Here is a 15904-nt window from a genome sequence, read left to right as displayed (position 1 = left end):
GGATGGGGCATGGGCGGGCCATAAGCTGGAAGAGCGGCGCCGCACGCTCTTCCTTCTTCCCTCTTACGTCTTCCTTCTAGGCGCTTGGCGCCGTAAAACTGTGCAGCCGATTCATGGCCCGGGCCCAGTCGCCGCTGATGGCATCGGGCAGGGTGGCCTCGACTTCGCCGAGGGCGGCGTCGATGGCGCTGCGCTCGGCCTTGCTGGGACGCCCCAGCACGTAGTTGACCACCTGGCCGGCCTCGCCGGGGTGGCCGATGCCGATGCGCAGGCGGTGGAACGACTTGTCGTTGCCCAGTGCGCTGACGATGTCGCGCAGGCCGTTATGGCCACCGTGGCCGCCGCCGCTCTTGTAGCGCGCGGTGCCGGGGGCGATGTCGAGCTCGTCGTGGGCCACCAGTAGTTCGTCCGGGGCGATCTTGAAGTACTGGCACAGCGCGGCCACGGCACCGCCGCTGCGGTTCATGTAGGTCTGCGGGTTGAGCAGGTGCAACTCGTGGCCGGCGAGTACGATCTTGGCATAGTGGCCGAGGAACTTGCGCTCGGCACGCAGGGGCGTGTGGTGGTCCTTGGCGAGGGCCTCGACCAGCCAGGCGCCGGCGTTGTGGCGCGTCTCCGTGTACTTGTCGCCCGGATTGCCGAGCCCGATGAGCGCCTTGACCTGAGGCATGTCGCGAATCCTCCTTGAGAGTGCAGGCAAAAAAAATCAAGCGCCGAAGCGCTTGATCGTACCTCAGAGGGGCACTCCTGCGTATAAAGTACCGCGTGCAAGAGTGCCCCGGACGCGGCCCGATTACTCGGACTTGTCCTCGTCTGCGGCACCGTCGCTCTTGCTCTCGGGCGCTGCAGGTGCTTCCGGCGCGTCATCGTCTTCCTCGACGCGCACCTTGGACTTGGTGACGCTGAGGATGGCGTTGTCGTGATCTTCACCGTGGGTCAGCGCAACGATGGTCACGCCGGCCGGCACTTCCAGATCGGACAAGTGCAGGGTAGTGCCCAGCTCGACATTGGTGATGTCGATCTCCAGGTACTCCGGCAGGTCCTTCGGCAGGCAGCTGATTTCCACTTCGTTGTTGAGCACGTGGAGCTCGCCGTCATGGTCCTTGATCGCCGCGCACTTGTCGTCGCCTACCACGTGCAGCGGCACGTTGAGGGTGATCTCGTGGCTAGCGTCAACGCGCATGAAGTCGGCGTGGGTAACCAGCGGCTTGTAGGGGTGACGCTGAAGATCGCGCACCACGACCTGCTGCGGCTTGCCTGCGACCTCGATGGTGATCAGCGAGGAGAAGAACGCTTCGTCCTCGATCGCCTTGTAGAAGGAGGTCTTGTCCACCGCGATGGACTCAGGTGCGGCTTCACCACCGTAGATGATGGCCGGCACCTGTTGGTTCGCACGACGCAGGCGGCGGCTCGCACCTTTCCCCAGGTCGTTGCGAACGCTGGCAGTAAGAGTGAAATCTGACATTGGGTATAACCTCATGGTTAATCAAGAGAACACCATCGCCCGCGACCAGACGGATGGCGTCCTCGGAGCCCGGCAAGTGCCGGGCACGTATCCGCGCGCTGTGCCGTGACGGCTGTCAGTGGAACATCGCGCTGACGGATTCTTCGTTGCTGACCCGACGGATCGCCTCGGCGATCAGCCCGGCCACCGACAGCTGGCGAATCTTGCCGCTGCGGCGGGCGGTTTCGGACAGCGGGATGGTATCGGCGACGACTACCTCGTCGAGCACCGAGCCCATGATGTTGTCCACCGCCGGGCCCGACAGGATCGGGTGAGTGGCGTAGGCCACCACGCGGCGGGCGCCGTGCTGCTTGAGCGCTTCGCCGGCCTTGCACAGGGTGCCGGCGGTATCGATCATGTCGTCCACCACTACGCAGGTGCGGTCCTGGATTTCGCCGATGATGTGCATCACCTGGGCCTGGTTGGCCTGGGGGCGACGCTTGTCGATGATGGCGAGATCGGCATTCAGCTGCTTGGCGATGGCCCGGGCGCGGACCACGCCGCCGACGTCTGGCGAGACCACCACCAGATCGTCGTAATTCTGGCGCTCGATGTCGTCGAGCAGAATCGGCGAACCGTAGACGTTGTCTACCGGGACGTCGAAGAAGCCCTGAATCTGGTCGGCGTGCAGGTCCATGGTCATGACCCGGTCGACGCCGGCCTTGACCATCATGTCGGCAACCACCTTGGCCGAAATCGGGACTCGGGCGGAGCGCACCCGACGATCCTGGCGTGCGTAGCCGAAGTAGGGCACGACGGCGGTAATCCGCGCCGCCGAGGCGCGCCGCAGGGCATCAACCATCAGGATCAGTTCCATCAGGTTGTCGTTGGTCGGCGCGCAGGTGGACTGCAGGATGAAGACATCCTTGCCGCGCACGTTCTCGTTGATCTCGACCGCTATTTCACCATCGCTGAACTGGCCAACCGTCGCATGGCCGAGGCGGTTATCGAGTCCTTCGGCAATCTTGCGGGCGAGTTCGGGATTGGCGTTCCCGGCGAAAACCATCAGTTTTGACACGCGCAGCCACCTTTTGGGAGTCTTGGGTCTCGTTCAGGGATGCACAGGGCCTGGGAGGATGGGGGGATGGCTGGGGTACCAGGACTCGAACCTGGGAATGCCGATACCAAAAACCGGTGCCTTACCACTTGGCTATACCCCAGTAACCTAACCGCTCACTCCCCACGGCATGCATCTACATGACGCCTTGGCCAACAGAAGGCAGGCGTGGTGTCCGCCTATCCCAGCGCCGCATGAAGGGGAGAAACGTTATGACCGCGGGCCTTGAAGGCCTGCCAGTCATGGCTTATCCGCTGCAAAATGCTATCGGCTTGCGTTTCGCTCGTCAATCTAGCGAAGAGGCAGGCGCCGGTGCCGGTCAGCATGGTCGGTGCCTGGCCTGCCAGCCAGTCGATGGCGCCGGCGACCTCGGGATAAAGCATGCGCACCGTGGTTTCGCAGTCATTGCGCCACGTTGCCGCCCCCTGCAGTGCGCGCGCCATACTAATGGGGGGGGTGTTGCGTGTCAATTGTGGGGCCTGGAACACCGCCGGGGTCGAGACCTCTACGCCGGGGTGAATCACCACGAACCAGGGGGTATCCAACTCGACCGGCGTGAGTCGCTCGCCGATGCCTTCGGCCCAGGCCGCGCGGCCGCGCACGAACACCGGTACGTCGGCGCCCAGGGCAAGGCCCAGGGCGGCCAGGCGCTCTTCGCCGAGATCCAGTCCCCACAGGCGGTCGAGTGCCAGCAGGGTGGTGGCGGCATCCGAGCTGCCGCCGCCTAGGCCACCGCCCAGCGGCAGGCGCTTGTCGAGGTGGATGTCGGCGCCCAGCCCGCAGCCGCTGTCGCGCTGCAATAGCCGCGCGGCGCGGACGATCAGGTTGTCGTGATCGGCCACGCCGGGTAGCCCAGGGCTCAGGTGGATCTCGCCATCCTCGCGACAGCGGAAGTGCAGTTCATCGCCGTGGTCGAGGAACTGGAACAGCGTCTGCAGCTCATGGTAGCCGTCGGCGCGCCGCCCGGTGATGTGCAGCATGCGGTTGAGCTTGGCCGGTGCTGGCAAGACCAGCTCGCGGGGCTCACTCACCGCTCTCCTCCAGCCGCCAGTCGTTGACCACCAGGGTCACACGAATCTCGTCGAAGGTCATGATCAGACGCCGCGGCAGCCACAGTGACTCGACCTCTGTCCAGTCGCGATATTCGATCTCCCAGCCGTCCTGGCGCAGCAGCTCGGGAAAGCCCTGGTCGTCGTGGTCGAGGTCGTGACGGCTATCGGGGTCGGGCAGGCCGCGTACCCAGTGGTCGAGGGCCGAGACCGGCAGTGCCCAGCCGAGCTGCTCTTCCATCAGCGCCTCGGGGCTCTCGGCCTCGAAGCGGCCCTGATTGGTGGTCAGGCTGACCCGGCCGTCGCGGCCTTCGAGAATGCTGCTGCCGGCGCCGAACGGGCCGCTCAGCAGCAGGCGGTAGTAGTGGGGGCGCTGCAGCCAGTCGAGGTTGGCGGTGGTCGAGTCGCCGGGGGCGCGGATGCCGACCCGGCCGGCCAGCCGCCAGCGCTCCAGCGCCTCCACGGCACTGCGCTGCTCGCCCCACTCGCCGCGGTCGGCGAGGGCGTCGGGGTCCGGGGCGCGCGTGGCGCAGCCGGCCATGATCAGCAGCGCGAGGAGCAGCGCCAGTGACGTCACTGTCTTGGTGGGGTTCATAAGGGGCACTCTTCCCTGTGGTCGATCAGGCATTCTTGATGGTGAAAATATCGGCTCGCACCGCTTATGGCTCCGGGGCGAGCTCGGGGCGCCGCTCGAGCAGTTCGTCGACCACCGGCCGCTCCTCGAAGCGCGCGTAGGCCTCACGGATCAGCTCGCGGGCTTCCTCCTCTCGACCCAGCTCCCACAGCACCTCGGCGAGGTGTGCGGCGATCTCCTGGTCAGGCATGCTGGCGTAGGCGCGCTCCAGGTAGGGCAGGGCGCGCTCGTCGTCGCCGAGCCGATGGTAGCCCCAGCCCATGCTGTCGAGGATTGCCGGATTGTCCGGCGCCAGGCGGTAGGCACGCTCGACCAGTGCCATGCCCTCTTCGGTGCGCTCGGTGAGGTCGACCAGCGTATAGCCCAGCGCGTTGAGCGCCATGGCGTGATCCGGGTCATTGTCGATGATGCGCTGCAGGTCGCGCTCCATGGCCGCGAGGTCGCCGGCATTGAAGGCGCGCATGGCGCGCAGATAGAGCAGTTCGTCGCTGTCCGGTGTCTCGTCGAGCTGCTGCTCGAGCAGGGCCTCGGCCTCGGCATCGAGGCCATGCTGAACCAGCAGTTCGACTTCCAGGGCAGCCAGGCTGGCGGCCTGATCCGAGTGGCGCAGGCGCTCGATGCGCAGGAAGGCGCGGGCGTCGGGCAGGCGGTCGGCCTCTATCAGCATGCGTGCCGCGAATAGCCGCGCCTGCAGGAAGTGCTCACCGGATGGTACCTGACGGTAATAAAGCAGGGCGTTGTCGACCTCGCCCTCCTCTTCGGCGATGGCGCCAAGCAGGGTGAAGGCCAGCGCTGGCGTGTCGTCGGCGCTGATCAGCGGTAGCAGCAGGCGCCGCGCTGGCTCCGGGTAGTCTTCGTCGAGATACAGCTGGGCCAGTGCCAGGCGCAGGTCGCCGCTGCCGACATGGCGCTCCAGCAGGGTGTCGGTCTGCGCCTCGGCGGCCTCGACGTTGCCCAGCATCAGCTCGCTCTGGGCCAGCATCAGGATGAAGCGACCGTCGTCCGGCGAGACCTCGAGGCCGCGCCGCGAGGCGTCACGGGCGGCGGCGGCATCCCTGCGGTCGAGGGCCAGGCGGGCGCGGGTCAGCCACAGTTCGGGGAGCTCGGCGTGGCTGTCGTCGAGGCCGTAGAGGCGCTGCTGGGCGCGGGCAGGCTGGCCGCTTGCCGCCTCGAGCAGGGCGGTGGCCAGTACCGCGTCGTGGTGCTGGGTGCGCGAGGTGTCGACGACCTCGAGATGCTCGAGCAGCTTGTCGAGCAGCGGTGCCAGGTTGGCGCCGGCATCGATGGCCTGCTCGACGAAATTGGTCAGTTCGGCGTGGCCGCCGCGCCGCGCCAGCGCCAGGCGCTGGTCGAGTCCGTCCTGCCAGTCGCCGCGCTGCATGGCGAGCCCGGAGAGCAGCCGCGCCGGGGCCTCGGCCTCCGGCGCCAGTTCGCGCCAGCGCCGTGCGGTGGTCTCGAACAGCCCGGGATCGTCGCTGAAGCGCGCGGCGAGGGCGGCGCGCTCGATCAGCGCAACCGATTGATAGCGCTCGGCCATGGCCAGGTAGCCCTGGCTGGCGGTGCGGTAGTCGCCGCGCTGGCCGGCGATCTCGGCGGTCATCAGGGTAGCCAGGCCTTCGGCATCCAGGCCGCGCTCGATGGGCGGCGCCGATGCCAGGGGGTCCTCGCGTTCGGCGAAGGGCGTCACCGCCGTGCTCTGGCAGGCGGCCAGCAGCAGTGCGGCGGAGGCCGTCACGGCGGTGAGTGATGAACGTGCTGGCATGATGATCTCGTTTCCAGAGCCGAGGGCTCAGCATAAACGCCTTGCGAGGCGGCAGCAAAGCCATCTCGGGGAGTGCCCGCGTGGTGGGCTGTGGTAGAATGCGCTGTCTTAATGGACAGGATCCACCGTGACGAGTTCGCCGTTCCCCCTAGCGAAGACGCTGACTGCATGACGCTTCTGGCCCTTGGAATCAACCATAAGACCGCTGCCGTGGAGGTCCGCGAGCAGGTGGCATTCACCCCCTCGCAGCTGGAGGCGGCGCTCGCCGAGCTGCGCGCCTTGCCGGGTGTCGAGGAGGCAGCGGTGCTGTCGACCTGCAACCGCACCGAGCTCTACTGCGTCACCGACAGCCAGGGCGAGGGCCGGATCCTCGACTGGCTGGGGCGTTTCCACGGCCTCGGCGTCGAGGACCTGACGCGCTGCGCCTATCACTACCTCGACCACGACGCCGCGCGCCACCTGATGCGGGTGGCGGTGGGGCTCGACTCGATGGTGCTCGGCGAGCCGCAGATTCTCGGCCAGCTCAAGGACGCCTATCAGGCGGCGCGCCAGCACAGCGGCCTGGGCGGCGAGCTGGAGCGGCTGTTCCAGCACACCTTTGCGGTGGCCAAACAGGTGCGTACCGAAACCGGCATCGGCGAGAACCCGGTGTCGGTGGCCTATGCCGCGGTGAGCATGGCCAGCCATATCTTCGACGACTTCTCCCACTCCCGGGCGCTGCTGATCGGCGCCGGCGAGACCATCGAGTTGGTGGCCCGCCACCTGCACGAGGCCGGCGTGCGTGAACTGGTGGTGGCCAACCGCACCCGCGAGCGCGCCGAGCGGCTGGCCGGCGAGTTCGGTGGCACCGCGATCACCCTCAACGAGATCCCGCATGCCCTGGAGCGCGCCGACATCGTGATCTCCTCGACCGCCGCACCGCTGCCTATTCTCGGCAAGGGCATGGTCGAACGGGCGCTGAAAAAGCGCCGCCATCGGCCAATCTTCATGGTCGACATCGCCGTGCCCCGCGACATAGAGCCGCAGGTCGGCGAGCTGTCGGATATCTTCCTCTATACCGTCGACGACCTCCACGAGGTCATCGAGGAGAATCGCCGCCACCGCCAGGTCGCTGCCGACCAGGCCGAGTCGCTGATCGAGCACGGCGTCGGCAGCTGGCAGCACGAGCGTCGGGTGCGCGGTGCCGGCCAGCTGATTCGCCGCTACCGCGAGCAGGGTGAAGGCATCCGTGCCGAGGCCGAGGCCCAGGCGCTGGCCCAGCTGGCCCGGGGCGAGGACCCCCAGCGGGTGGTCTCGCGGCTGGCCAGCCAGTTGGCCAATCGACTGATGCACGGCCCCACCCTACGCCTGCGCGAGGCCTCCGGCGCCGAGCGTCACGATGTCATCGCCGCCGCCGAGACGCTGCTGATCGACCCCTCGGCGCCGCCCCAGGACGTCTAGCCGACCGAGCCACGGCTCGCTTCGTTTCACCATTACAGGATCGTCAATGAAAGCCACACTGCGCCAGCGACTGGAATCCTTCCATGAACGGTTCGAGGAGCTCTCCGCTCTGTTGGCCGAGCCCGAGGTGATCGGTGACCAGAAGCGCTTTCGCGACTACTCGATGGAGTACGCCGAGCTCGATGATCTGGTCACCACCTGGCGCCAATACCGCAGCGTGGAGGACGACGTCGCGTCCGCCGAGCAGCTGACTGGCGACAGCGATGCCGAGATGCGCGAGCTGGCCGAGCTGGAGATGGCCGACGGCCGCGAGCGTCTCGCCGCGCTGGAGGAGGAGCTCAAGCGCCTGCTGGTGCCCAAGGACCCGGACGACGGTCGCAGCGTGTTTCTCGAAGTACGCGCCGGCACCGGCGGCGATGAAGCCGCCCTGTTCGCCGGCGATCTGTTTCGCATGTACTCGCGCTACGCCGAGAAGCGCGGCTGGCGAGTCGAGGTGGTCAGCGCCAGCCACGGCGAGCAGGGCGGCTACAAGGAGATCATCTCGCGGGTCAAGGGCGACGGCGTCTATGCGCGGCTCAAGTTCGAGTCCGGCGCCCACCGCGTGCAGCGCGTGCCGGCCACCGAGTCCCAGGGGCGCATCCACACCTCGGCCTGTACCGTGGCGGTGATGCCCGAGGCCGATGCGGTGGGCGACATCGACATCAACTCCGGCGACCTGCGCGTCGACACCTTCCGCTCCAGCGGCGCCGGCGGCCAGCACGTCAACACCACCGACTCGGCGATCCGTATCACCCACCTGCCCAGCGGCGTGGTGGTGGAGTGCCAGGAGGAGCGTAGCCAGCACAAGAACCGCGCCAAGGCGATGTCGCTGCTGGCCGCGCGGCTCAAGCAGAGCGCGGTGGACAGCCAGCGCCAGCAGCAGGCCGACGCGCGGCGCAGCCTGGTGGGCTCCGGCGACCGCAGCGAGCGCATCCGCACCTACAACTTCCCCCAGGGACGGATCACCGATCATCGCATCAACCTGACCCTCTACAAGCTCAACGACGTGATCACCGGCGAGCAGCTCGACGAGGTCATCGAGCCGCTGATCCACGAGTATCAGGCCGAGCAGTTGGCCGCCCTGCAGGAGGCATGATGCGCCTCGACCGGCTGATGGCACGGGCCGCCGAGCGGCTGGCAGGCAGCGGCTCGCCGAGCCCGCGGCTCGACGCCGAAGTGCTGCTATGCCACGTGCTCGAGCGCGATCGCACCTGGCTGTACACCTGGGGCGACCGCGACATCGAGGCCTGGCCAAGAGCGCGCTTCGAGGCGCTGGTGGCGCTGCGCGACAGCGGCTGGCCGGTGGCCTATCTGACCGGCGAGCGCGAATTCTGGGGGCTGGTATTGGCCACCTCGCCGGCGACCCTGATCCCGCGGCCGGACACCGAGCGGCTGGTAGAGGCGGCGTTGGACAGGGCCACGGCAGACAGCGGGTCGCTGCTCGACCTGGGCACCGGCAGCGGTGCCATCGCCCTGGCCTTTGCCAGCGAGCGGCCCGGCTGGCAGGTGCTTGGCGTCGATCATGCACCAGGCGCCGTGGCGCTGGCTCGTAGCAACGCCGAGCGCCTGGCGATCAGCAACGCGCGATTTTGCGAGAGCGACTGGTTTGCGGCGCTGGATGGCCAGCGCTTCGCGCTGATCGTCGCCAATCCGCCCTATCTTGCGCCAGACGATCCGCACCTGGGGCAGGGCGACGTGCGCTTCGAGCCGCACTCGGCGCTGGTCGCTGCGGCAGCCGGCATGGCCGACCTGCAGTGGTTGATCGGTGCGGCCCGCGGCTATCTGCTACCCGGCGGCTGGCTGCTGCTCGAACACGGCATGGACCAGGGCCCTGAAGTGCGTGCGGCGCTGCATGAGGCGGGCTATTGCCAGGTGGCGACTCTCGATGATCTCGGCGGACGTGAGCGGGTCAGCCTGGGCTGCGTTGACGGCTGAACGGCCGCATGGCTGGAGCGGCGTTCGGCGAGTGTGGTAATAGTATTGGCAGGGCGCGCTGTTGCACGCTCTCAATTGCTGGTTAATAGCTAGAGTCTGCTGTTTATTGCTTGTTATTCTAATCTTAGCAGTGGATATTGCTGGCAAGTACCAACTCAACTGCCATTGGCCGGATAGCACACTACAATGAAAGCCAAGACACGTTCGCTGGACCGTATCGACCTCAAGATCCTGCGCTGCCTGCAGGACAACGCGCGCATCTCCTACGTTGACCTAGCTGCCCAGGTCGGGCTCTCCACCACGCCCTGCCTGGAGCGCGTCAAGCGCCTCGAGCGCTCGGGTATCATCCGCGGCTACAAGGCGGTGCTCGACCCCAAGGCGCTCAAGGCCAACCTGCTGGTGTTCGTCGAGATCAGTCTCGAGACCCAGTCGCCGGCGGTATTCGACGAGTTTCGCCGCGCGGTGAGCAAGCTGCCGCAGATCCAGGAGTGCCATCTGGTCTCCGGTCAGTTCGACTATATCCTCAAGTGCCGGATTCCGGAAATGTCCGCCTACCGCCAGCTGCTCGGCGACGTGGTGCTGACCCTGCCCGGGGTCAAGGAGTCGAAGAGCTACGTGGTGATGGAGGAGGTCAAGGAGGAGTTCTCCCTGCACGTGCCGGATATCGAGGATTTCAGTGACAAGTGATGCCGCCATGAACGATGAGGCGCTGCTGCGCTACAGCCGCCAGATCATGCTCGAGCCGATCGAGATCGCCGGCCAGGAGCGACTGCTGGCCAGCCATGCGCTGGTGATCGGCGCCGGCGGCCTGGGCTCGCCGGTGGCGCTCTACCTGGCCGCTGCCGGCGTCGGTAGGCTGACCCTGGCCGACGCCGACGTGGTCGAGCTCTCCAACCTGCAGCGCCAGATCGCCCACGGCATGGACGACCTGGGGCGCAACAAGGCGGCATCGGCCCGCGAGGCGGCCCTGGCGCTCAACCCCGACTGCCGGGTCGAGGTGCTCGATGCGCACCTCGACGGCGAGACGCTGGCGGCGGCGGTGGCCGAGAGCGATGTTGTGATCGACTGCACCGATCGCTTCTCCAGCCGCTACGCCATCAATCGTGCCTCGCTGGCGGCGGGCAAGCCGCTGATTTCCGGGGCGGCGATCCGCTTTTCCGGGCAGTTGGCGGTGTTTGACCCGCGCGATGCCGAGAGCCCTTGCTACGCCTGCCTGTATCCGCCCGGCGAGGCAGGGGAGGCGGATGACGCCCTGCGCTGTGCCGAAAACGGCGTGGTGGCACCGCTGGTGGGGGTGATCGGCACCTTCCAGGCCCTAGAGGCAGTCAAGCTGCTGAGCGGTGCCGGCACGCCGCACCGCGGGCTCTCTACCTTCGACGGCCTGCGCGGCGAGTGGCGCCACTTCAAGGTGCCCCGCGACCCGGCCTGCGCGGCCTGCCGGTCGCGCTGAGCGCGCCGTCATGGTCGAGCGCAAGTCTCCGTTTCCCGGCCGGGTCAGCGACTTCGATATTCGCCTGATCCGGGTGTTCAAGGCGGTGGCCGAGTGCGGCGGCTTCACCGCCGCCGAGGTCGAGCTGGGCATCAGCCGCTCGGCGATCAGCCTGCACATGGCCGACCTCGAGAAGCGTCTCGGCCTGCGCCTTTGCCAGCGCGGCCGCAGTGGCTTCGCGCTTACCGAAGAGGGGCGCCAGGTGTATGCCGCCGGGCTGACCCTGCTGGCCTCGCTGGAGACCTTTCGCACCGAGGTCAACGGCCTGCACCGCACCCTGCGCGGCGAGCTCAACATCGGCATTACCGACAACCTGGTCAGCCTGCCGCAGATGCGCATCACCCACTCGCTGGCCGAGCTCAAGCAGCGTGGCCCCGAGGCGCGCATCAATATCCACATGGAACCCCCCGACAGCATCGCCCAGGGCGTGCTCGACGGCCGCCTGCACCTCGGGGTGGTGCCCGAGATCAACCTGCTGGCGAGCCTCGAGAGCCGCGTTCTCTACAGCGAGCGCTCGCAGCTCTACTGCGCGGTCGGCCATCCGCTGTTCGATAGTGCCGATGCCGGCTTGGCGCCCCAGGCGCTGGCCGACTGGGACGCGGTGCAGCCCAGCTATCCGCTGCCAGAGGCCGCCCGCGAACCCCACGCCTGGCTCAACGGTACGGCCAGCGCCTCGGACCGCGAGGGGGCGGCGTTCCTGATCCTCACCGGCTGCTATATCGGCTACCTGCCCGACCACCTCGCCGCGCCCTGGGTGAATGCCGGTCGGCTGCGGGGACTGGCGGTCAGTGGTGGTGAGTATTCGACACCCTTCGTCACCGTAATGCGCCGCGACCGGCGCCCACATCGCGTGCTGGAGGCGTTTCTCGATGCCCTGGCGCATCATCCATGAAACAGGTAGATCGCCGGTTGAGCGTTGATCGTTATTGAATACTTGACATGCCTCGGTGGTCTGGTGGCAGACTAGACGCGTGATGTTGCTTCGCTTGTACACATCGCGCGTTACCGGTGGTGAAAGAATTCAACAACAATAACCGGCGATCAGATTCGCTCGACAAGGAACCCCGCATGGCCGATCCGACCTTCGAGGCCCCCGCATCCTACTACCGCGACAGCATTGCCGTGCGCCCGGTGGCCAGCCAGCCGCTGGTCGGCGAGCGCCGCGTCGACGTATGCGTGATCGGCGCCGGGGTGACCGGCTGCTCCACGGCGCTGCACCTGGCCGAGCGCGGCTACTCGGTGGCGGTGCTGGAGGCCGGCGAGATCGGCTACGGCGCCTCGGGGCGCAGCGGCGGGCAGATCCTGCCCGGCCTGGGCACCGACATCGCCACCGTGGAGAAGGCGCTGGGGCGGCCGCGGGCCCGCGAGATCTGGGAGATGACCCGCGAGGCGGTGCGCCTGACTGCGGCGCTGGTCGAGCGTCATGCGATCCCCTGCGACCTGGCCTGGGGCTATCTGCATGCCGCGGTCAAGCCGCGCCACGTGCGCGAGCTCCAGGCGTTTCGCGACCGCCTGGCCCGCGACTACGACTACCAGGCGCTGAGCTGGCTGGAGGGCGATGCCCTGCGTGAACGGGTGGTCAGCGACGCCTACCCCGGGGCGCTGTTCGAGAGCGAGGCCGGTCACCTGCACCCGCTCAACTATACCCTCGGCCTGGCGCGCGCCGCTGAGCAGGCCGGGGCAGAATTCTACCCGCACACCCCGGCGCTGGAGATCCAGCGCGGCGCACCGGTACGGGTGACCACCGCCCAGGGCGTGGTGGTCGCCGAGAGCCTGGTGGTGGCCACCAACGCCTATCTGCGCGGCCTGGTGGCGGAGCTCGACGGCCGCATCATGCCGGCGGCCAACTACATGATCGCCACCGCGCCGCTCAGCGAGGCCCAGGCCGCCCAGGTGCTGCCCCACAACGACGCCCTGTCCGACGCCAACTTCGTGCTCGACTACTATCGGCTGTCCGGCGACCGGCGGCTGATCTATGGCGGCGAGGTGAGCTACAACGGCCGCGAGCCGCCCGGGCTCGAGGCGCGCATCGATGCCAAGATCGCGCGGCTGTTCCCGGTGCTGGCCGGAGTGCCCATCGAGTACCGCTGGGGCGGCGACGTGGCGATCACCGTCAACCGCGCGCCGGACTTCGGTCGCCTCGACGCCAATCTCTATTACGCTCAAGGGTATTCCGGTCACGGCATGGCCCTGGCCGGGCTGGCCGGCCAGCTGCTGGCCGAGACCATCGCCGGTCAGCACGAACGCTTCGATGTCTTCGCCGCCATGCCGCACCGACGTTTCCCCGGCGGTCGGCGTCTGCGCACGCCGCTGCTGGTACTGGCGACCCAGTACTACAAGCTGCGCGACAGGCTGTAACAGCAACAGAATTTGCTTGCCGGTGCGCCGGCCGGTAGCCACCAAGAGGTTCCCATGAAAGATCTGGAAAGCTGGCTGAAAGAGCGACGCATCACCGAGGTCGAGTGCCTGGTCAGCGACATCACCGGCATCGCCCGCGGCAAGATCGCGCCGGTCTCAAAGTTCGTTGCCGAGAAGGGCATGCGTCTTCCCGAGAGCGTGCTGCTGCAGACCGTGACCGGCGACTACGTCGAGGACGACATCTACTATTCGCTGCTCGATCCTGCCGATATCGACATGATCTGCAAGCCCGATATCAGCGCCGCCTACCCGGTACCCTGGGCCCTGGAACCCACCGCCCAGGTGATCCACGACTGCTTCGACAAGCAGGGCAATCCCATCGAGCTGTCGCCGCGCAACCAGTTGAAGAAGATCCTCAGGCTCTACGCCGACCAGGGCTGGCAGCCGGTAGTGGCCCCGGAGATGGAGTTCTACCTGACCAAGCGCTGCGAGGATCCGGACCTGCCGCTGCAGCCGCCGATCGGCCGCAGCGGGCGCCAGGAGACCGGCCGCCAGTCGTTCTCCATCGACGCCGCCAACGAGTTCGATCCGCTGTTCGAGGACATGTACGACTGGTGCGAGGAGCAGGGGCTGGATATCGACACCCTGATCCACGAAGAGGGCACCGCGCAGATGGAGATCAACTTCCGTCACGGCGACCCGCTGGTGCTGGCCGACCAGGTGTTCCTGTTCAAGCGCACCCTGCGCGAGGCGGCGCTCAAGCACGACGTGGCGGCAACCTTCATGGCCAAGCCGGTGACCAACGAGCCGGGCAGTGCCATGCACCTGCACCAGAGCGTACTCGACATCGCCAGCGGCGAGAGCGTGTTCGCCAACGCCGACGGCACCCACAGCGACCTGTTCTTGTGGCACGTCGGGGGCCTGCAGAAGTACATCCCCGAGGCGCTGCCGCTGATGGCGCCCAACGTCAACTCGTTCCGCCGCTTCCTGCCCGATACCTCGGCGCCGGTCAACGTCGAGTGGGGCGAGGAGAACCGTACCTGCGGGCTACGCGTGCCGGATAGCTCGCCGCACAATCGCCGGGTCGAGAACCGCCTGCCGGGTGCCGACGCCAACGTCTACCTGGCGATAGCGGCCAGCCTGCTGTGCGGCTACATGGGCATGATCAAGCAGATCGCCCCCAGCGCGCCGGTCAAGGGGCGCGCCTTCGAGCGGCGCAATCTGCGCCTGCCGTTCACCCTCGAGCAGGCGCTGGAGCGCATGGAGCACTGCCACGAGCTGGAGGAGTACATGGGGCGCAAGTTCGTGCAGGGCTACGTGGCGGTGAAGCGGGTCGAAAACGAAAATTTCAAGCGCGTGATCAGCTCCTGGGAACGTGAGTTCCTGCTGCTGAGCGTATGAGCATGCCGATCATCGAGCAGTAAGTGAAACCTAGCGTTGACGGCCCTCGCGGGGGCTCCGGATACGCTAGCCAGGTGCCAGCCGCCGAGGCTGACGACAACAATCCGAAGAATGAGGTGCCACGATGTTTCGATATCACACGCTATCGGTAGCGGTTGCCGCTGCCACCCTGGGTCTGGCGGCCGCGGCGGCCCAGGCCAACGAGGTGCGGGTCTACAACTGGTCGGATTATATCGCCGAGGACACCCTCGAGCGATTCACCGAGGAGACCGGGATCGAGGTCGTCTACGATGTCTACGACAGCAACGAGGTGCTGGAAGCGGCGCTGCTCTCGGGACGCTCCGGCTACGACGTGGTGGTGCCCTCCAACCACTATCTGACGCGTCAGATCAGTGCCGGCGTGTACATGGAGCTGGACCACGACCAGATCCCCAACATGGTCAACCTCAATCCCGACCTGATGGATGATCTGGAGTATGTCGATCCGGGCAGTCAGTACTCGATCCCCTACATGTGGGGCACCAACGGCATCGGCTACAACCTCGAGCGGGTGACCGAGATCCTCGGCGACGATGCGCCGCTGGACTCCTGGGCGCTTATCTTCGACCCCGAGATCACCACCGCCCTCAACCAGGGCGGCTGCGGCATCTCGATGCTCGACTCCGGCGACGAGATGCTATCACCGGCCATGGCCTACCTGGGCCTGTCGCCGCTCTCCGAAGAGAGTGAGGACCTCGAGGCCGCCGGTGAACTGATCGCCGCGGTGCGCGACAACATCACCTACTTCCACTCCTCGCGGTATATCTCGGACCTGGCCAACGGCGATATCTGCGTGGCCGCCGGCTACTCCGGCGATATCTTCCAGGCCGCCGACCGTGCCGCCGAGGCGGGTCGCGACTTCACCATCGAGTACAGCATTCCCAAGGAGGGCGCGGCGCTGTGGTTCGACATGATGGCGATTCCCTCCGACGCGCCGAATCCTGAGAATGCCCACGCCTTCATCAACTTCATCCTCGAGCCGGAGATCGCCGCCGCGATCACCGAGTACGTGGTCTACGCCAACCCCAACCTGGCCGCCAACGAGTACCTCGACCCCGAGATCCTCAATGATCCGGCGGTCTACCCCGACCAGGAGGTGATGGACAACCTCTACGTGGCGGAAGAGAAGCCGCTCGCCGTCCAGCGCATGCGCACGCGGATCTGGAACCGCGTCAAGTCCGGTCAGTAACCCCGAAC

Annotated in this window: 15 protein-coding genes and 1 tRNA gene; 9 read left to right on the top strand and 7 right to left on the bottom strand. The window is 67.0% G+C overall.

Annotated features, from left to right (window positions below; translation table 11 throughout):
• Positions 1-76: 76 nt before the first annotated feature.
• From pth to QC821_RS09690, 7 genes are all read right to left on the bottom strand, one after another.
• Complete coding sequence (gene pth / locus QC821_RS09720; protein ID WP_309720308.1) at positions 77-670, bottom strand: aminoacyl-tRNA hydrolase; 594 nt, start codon at positions 668-670, stop codon at positions 77-79.
• 123 nt (positions 671-793) lie between these two features.
• Entirely contained in the window at positions 794-1465 is a 672-nt protein-coding gene (locus QC821_RS09715) for a 50S ribosomal protein L25/general stress protein Ctc (protein WP_309720305.1), read from the bottom strand.
• Between the two features lie 115 nt (positions 1466-1580).
• Positions 1581-2522: a ribose-phosphate pyrophosphokinase gene (locus QC821_RS09710; RefSeq protein ID WP_176475823.1), complete on the bottom strand. Its 942-nt coding sequence runs from the start codon at positions 2520-2522 to the stop codon at positions 1581-1583.
• Between the two features lie 67 nt (positions 2523-2589).
• Positions 2590-2664: transfer RNA gene (locus QC821_RS09705), tRNA-Gln, on the bottom strand.
• 76 nt (positions 2665-2740) lie between these two features.
• On the bottom strand, positions 2741-3592 hold the full coding sequence (ispE, locus tag QC821_RS09700) for a 4-(cytidine 5'-diphospho)-2-C-methyl-D-erythritol kinase (protein WP_309720300.1): 852 nt from the start codon (positions 3590-3592) through the stop codon (positions 2741-2743).
• A complete protein-coding gene (gene lolB / locus QC821_RS09695) occupies positions 3585-4205 on the bottom strand; it encodes a lipoprotein insertase outer membrane protein LolB (protein WP_309720297.1) in 621 nt (206 codons plus the stop codon). The genes ispE and lolB overlap by 8 nt, the downstream gene beginning before the upstream one ends.
• Positions 4206-4269: 64 nt before the next feature.
• On the bottom strand, positions 4270-6006 hold the full coding sequence (locus QC821_RS09690) for a tetratricopeptide repeat protein (protein ID WP_309720294.1): 1737 nt from the start codon (positions 6004-6006) through the stop codon (positions 4270-4272).
• Positions 6007-6174: 168 nt separating this feature from the next.
• On the opposite strand from QC821_RS09690, the gene hemA reads away from it, so the two are divergent.
• The 9 genes from hemA to QC821_RS09645 all read left to right on the top strand — a co-directional run bounded on the left by hemA (position 6175) and on the right by QC821_RS09645 (position 15896).
• Entirely contained in the window at positions 6175-7446 is a 1272-nt protein-coding gene (gene hemA, locus QC821_RS09685; protein ID WP_309720291.1) for a glutamyl-tRNA reductase, read from the top strand.
• Positions 7447-7492: 46 nt separating this feature from the next.
• Positions 7493-8581, top strand: coding sequence for a peptide chain release factor 1 (gene prfA, locus QC821_RS09680; protein ID WP_309720288.1), 1089 nt, complete (start codon positions 7493-7495; stop codon positions 8579-8581).
• A complete protein-coding gene (gene prmC, locus QC821_RS09675) occupies positions 8581-9420 on the top strand; it encodes a peptide chain release factor N(5)-glutamine methyltransferase (protein ID WP_309720285.1) in 840 nt (279 codons plus the stop codon). Before prfA ends, prmC begins: the two co-directional genes overlap by 1 nt.
• Positions 9421-9606: 186 nt before the next feature.
• Complete coding sequence (locus QC821_RS09670; RefSeq protein WP_095622024.1) at positions 9607-10107, top strand: Lrp/AsnC ligand binding domain-containing protein; 501 nt, start codon at positions 9607-9609, stop codon at positions 10105-10107.
• A gap of 7 nt (positions 10108-10114) precedes the next feature.
• The gene (locus tag QC821_RS09665) at positions 10115-10870 is read left to right on the top strand and encodes a HesA/MoeB/ThiF family protein (protein ID WP_309720775.1); all 756 of its coding nucleotides are present in this window, start codon (positions 10115-10117) and stop codon (positions 10868-10870) included.
• Positions 10871-10880: 10 nt separating this feature from the next.
• On the top strand, positions 10881-11801 hold the full coding sequence (locus QC821_RS09660) for a LysR family transcriptional regulator (protein ID WP_309720281.1): 921 nt from the start codon (positions 10881-10883) through the stop codon (positions 11799-11801).
• Between the two features lie 176 nt (positions 11802-11977).
• Positions 11978-13267 carry an NAD(P)/FAD-dependent oxidoreductase gene (locus QC821_RS09655; protein ID WP_309720278.1) on the top strand — a complete coding sequence of 430 codons (1290 nt, stop codon included), beginning with the start codon at positions 11978-11980 and terminating at the stop codon, positions 13265-13267.
• Positions 13268-13321: 54 nt separating this feature from the next.
• Positions 13322-14668 (top strand): glutamine synthetase family protein, encoded by a 1347-nt coding sequence (locus tag QC821_RS09650; protein WP_309720276.1) that lies wholly within the window; start codon positions 13322-13324, stop codon positions 14666-14668.
• Between the two features lie 124 nt (positions 14669-14792).
• On the top strand, positions 14793-15896 hold the full coding sequence (locus QC821_RS09645; RefSeq protein ID WP_309720274.1) for a polyamine ABC transporter substrate-binding protein: 1104 nt from the start codon (positions 14793-14795) through the stop codon (positions 15894-15896).
• Positions 15897-15904 lie beyond the last annotated feature (8 nt).

Origin of the sequence: Franzmannia qiaohouensis (assembly GCF_031451695.1) — a bacterium.
GTDB lineage: Bacteria > Pseudomonadota > Gammaproteobacteria > Pseudomonadales > Halomonadaceae > Franzmannia > Franzmannia qiaohouensis.
Note: the sequence above shows the minus strand (reverse complement) of the source record. Positions and strands in the feature narration are given on the sequence as shown.

Coding starts and splice junctions, on each gene's coding strand:
- pth (WP_309720308.1), bottom strand. CDS start 670: ATGCCTCAGGTCAAGGCGCTCATCGGGCTCGGCAATCCGGGCGACAAG.
- QC821_RS09715 (WP_309720305.1), bottom strand. CDS start 1,465: ATGTCAGATTTCACTCTTACTGCCAGCGTTCGCAACGACCTGGGGAAA.
- QC821_RS09660 (WP_309720281.1), top strand. CDS start 10,881: ATGGTCGAGCGCAAGTCTCCGTTTCCCGGCCGGGTCAGCGACTTCGAT.
- QC821_RS09665 (WP_309720775.1), top strand. CDS start 10,115: ATGAACGATGAGGCGCTGCTGCGCTACAGCCGCCAGATCATGCTCGAG.
- QC821_RS09670 (WP_095622024.1), top strand. CDS start 9,607: ATGAAAGCCAAGACACGTTCGCTGGACCGTATCGACCTCAAGATCCTG.
- QC821_RS09655 (WP_309720278.1), top strand. CDS start 11,978: ATGGCCGATCCGACCTTCGAGGCCCCCGCATCCTACTACCGCGACAGC.
- QC821_RS09650 (WP_309720276.1), top strand. CDS start 13,322: ATGAAAGATCTGGAAAGCTGGCTGAAAGAGCGACGCATCACCGAGGTC.
- hemA (WP_309720291.1), top strand. CDS start 6,175: ATGACGCTTCTGGCCCTTGGAATCAACCATAAGACCGCTGCCGTGGAG.
- QC821_RS09690 (WP_309720294.1), bottom strand. CDS start 6,006: ATGCCAGCACGTTCATCACTCACCGCCGTGACGGCCTCCGCCGCACTG.
- prmC (WP_309720285.1), top strand. CDS start 8,581: ATGCGCCTCGACCGGCTGATGGCACGGGCCGCCGAGCGGCTGGCAGGC.
- prfA (WP_309720288.1), top strand. CDS start 7,493: ATGAAAGCCACACTGCGCCAGCGACTGGAATCCTTCCATGAACGGTTC.
- lolB (WP_309720297.1), bottom strand. CDS start 4,205: ATGAACCCCACCAAGACAGTGACGTCACTGGCGCTGCTCCTCGCGCTG.
- QC821_RS09645 (WP_309720274.1), top strand. CDS start 14,793: ATGTTTCGATATCACACGCTATCGGTAGCGGTTGCCGCTGCCACCCTG.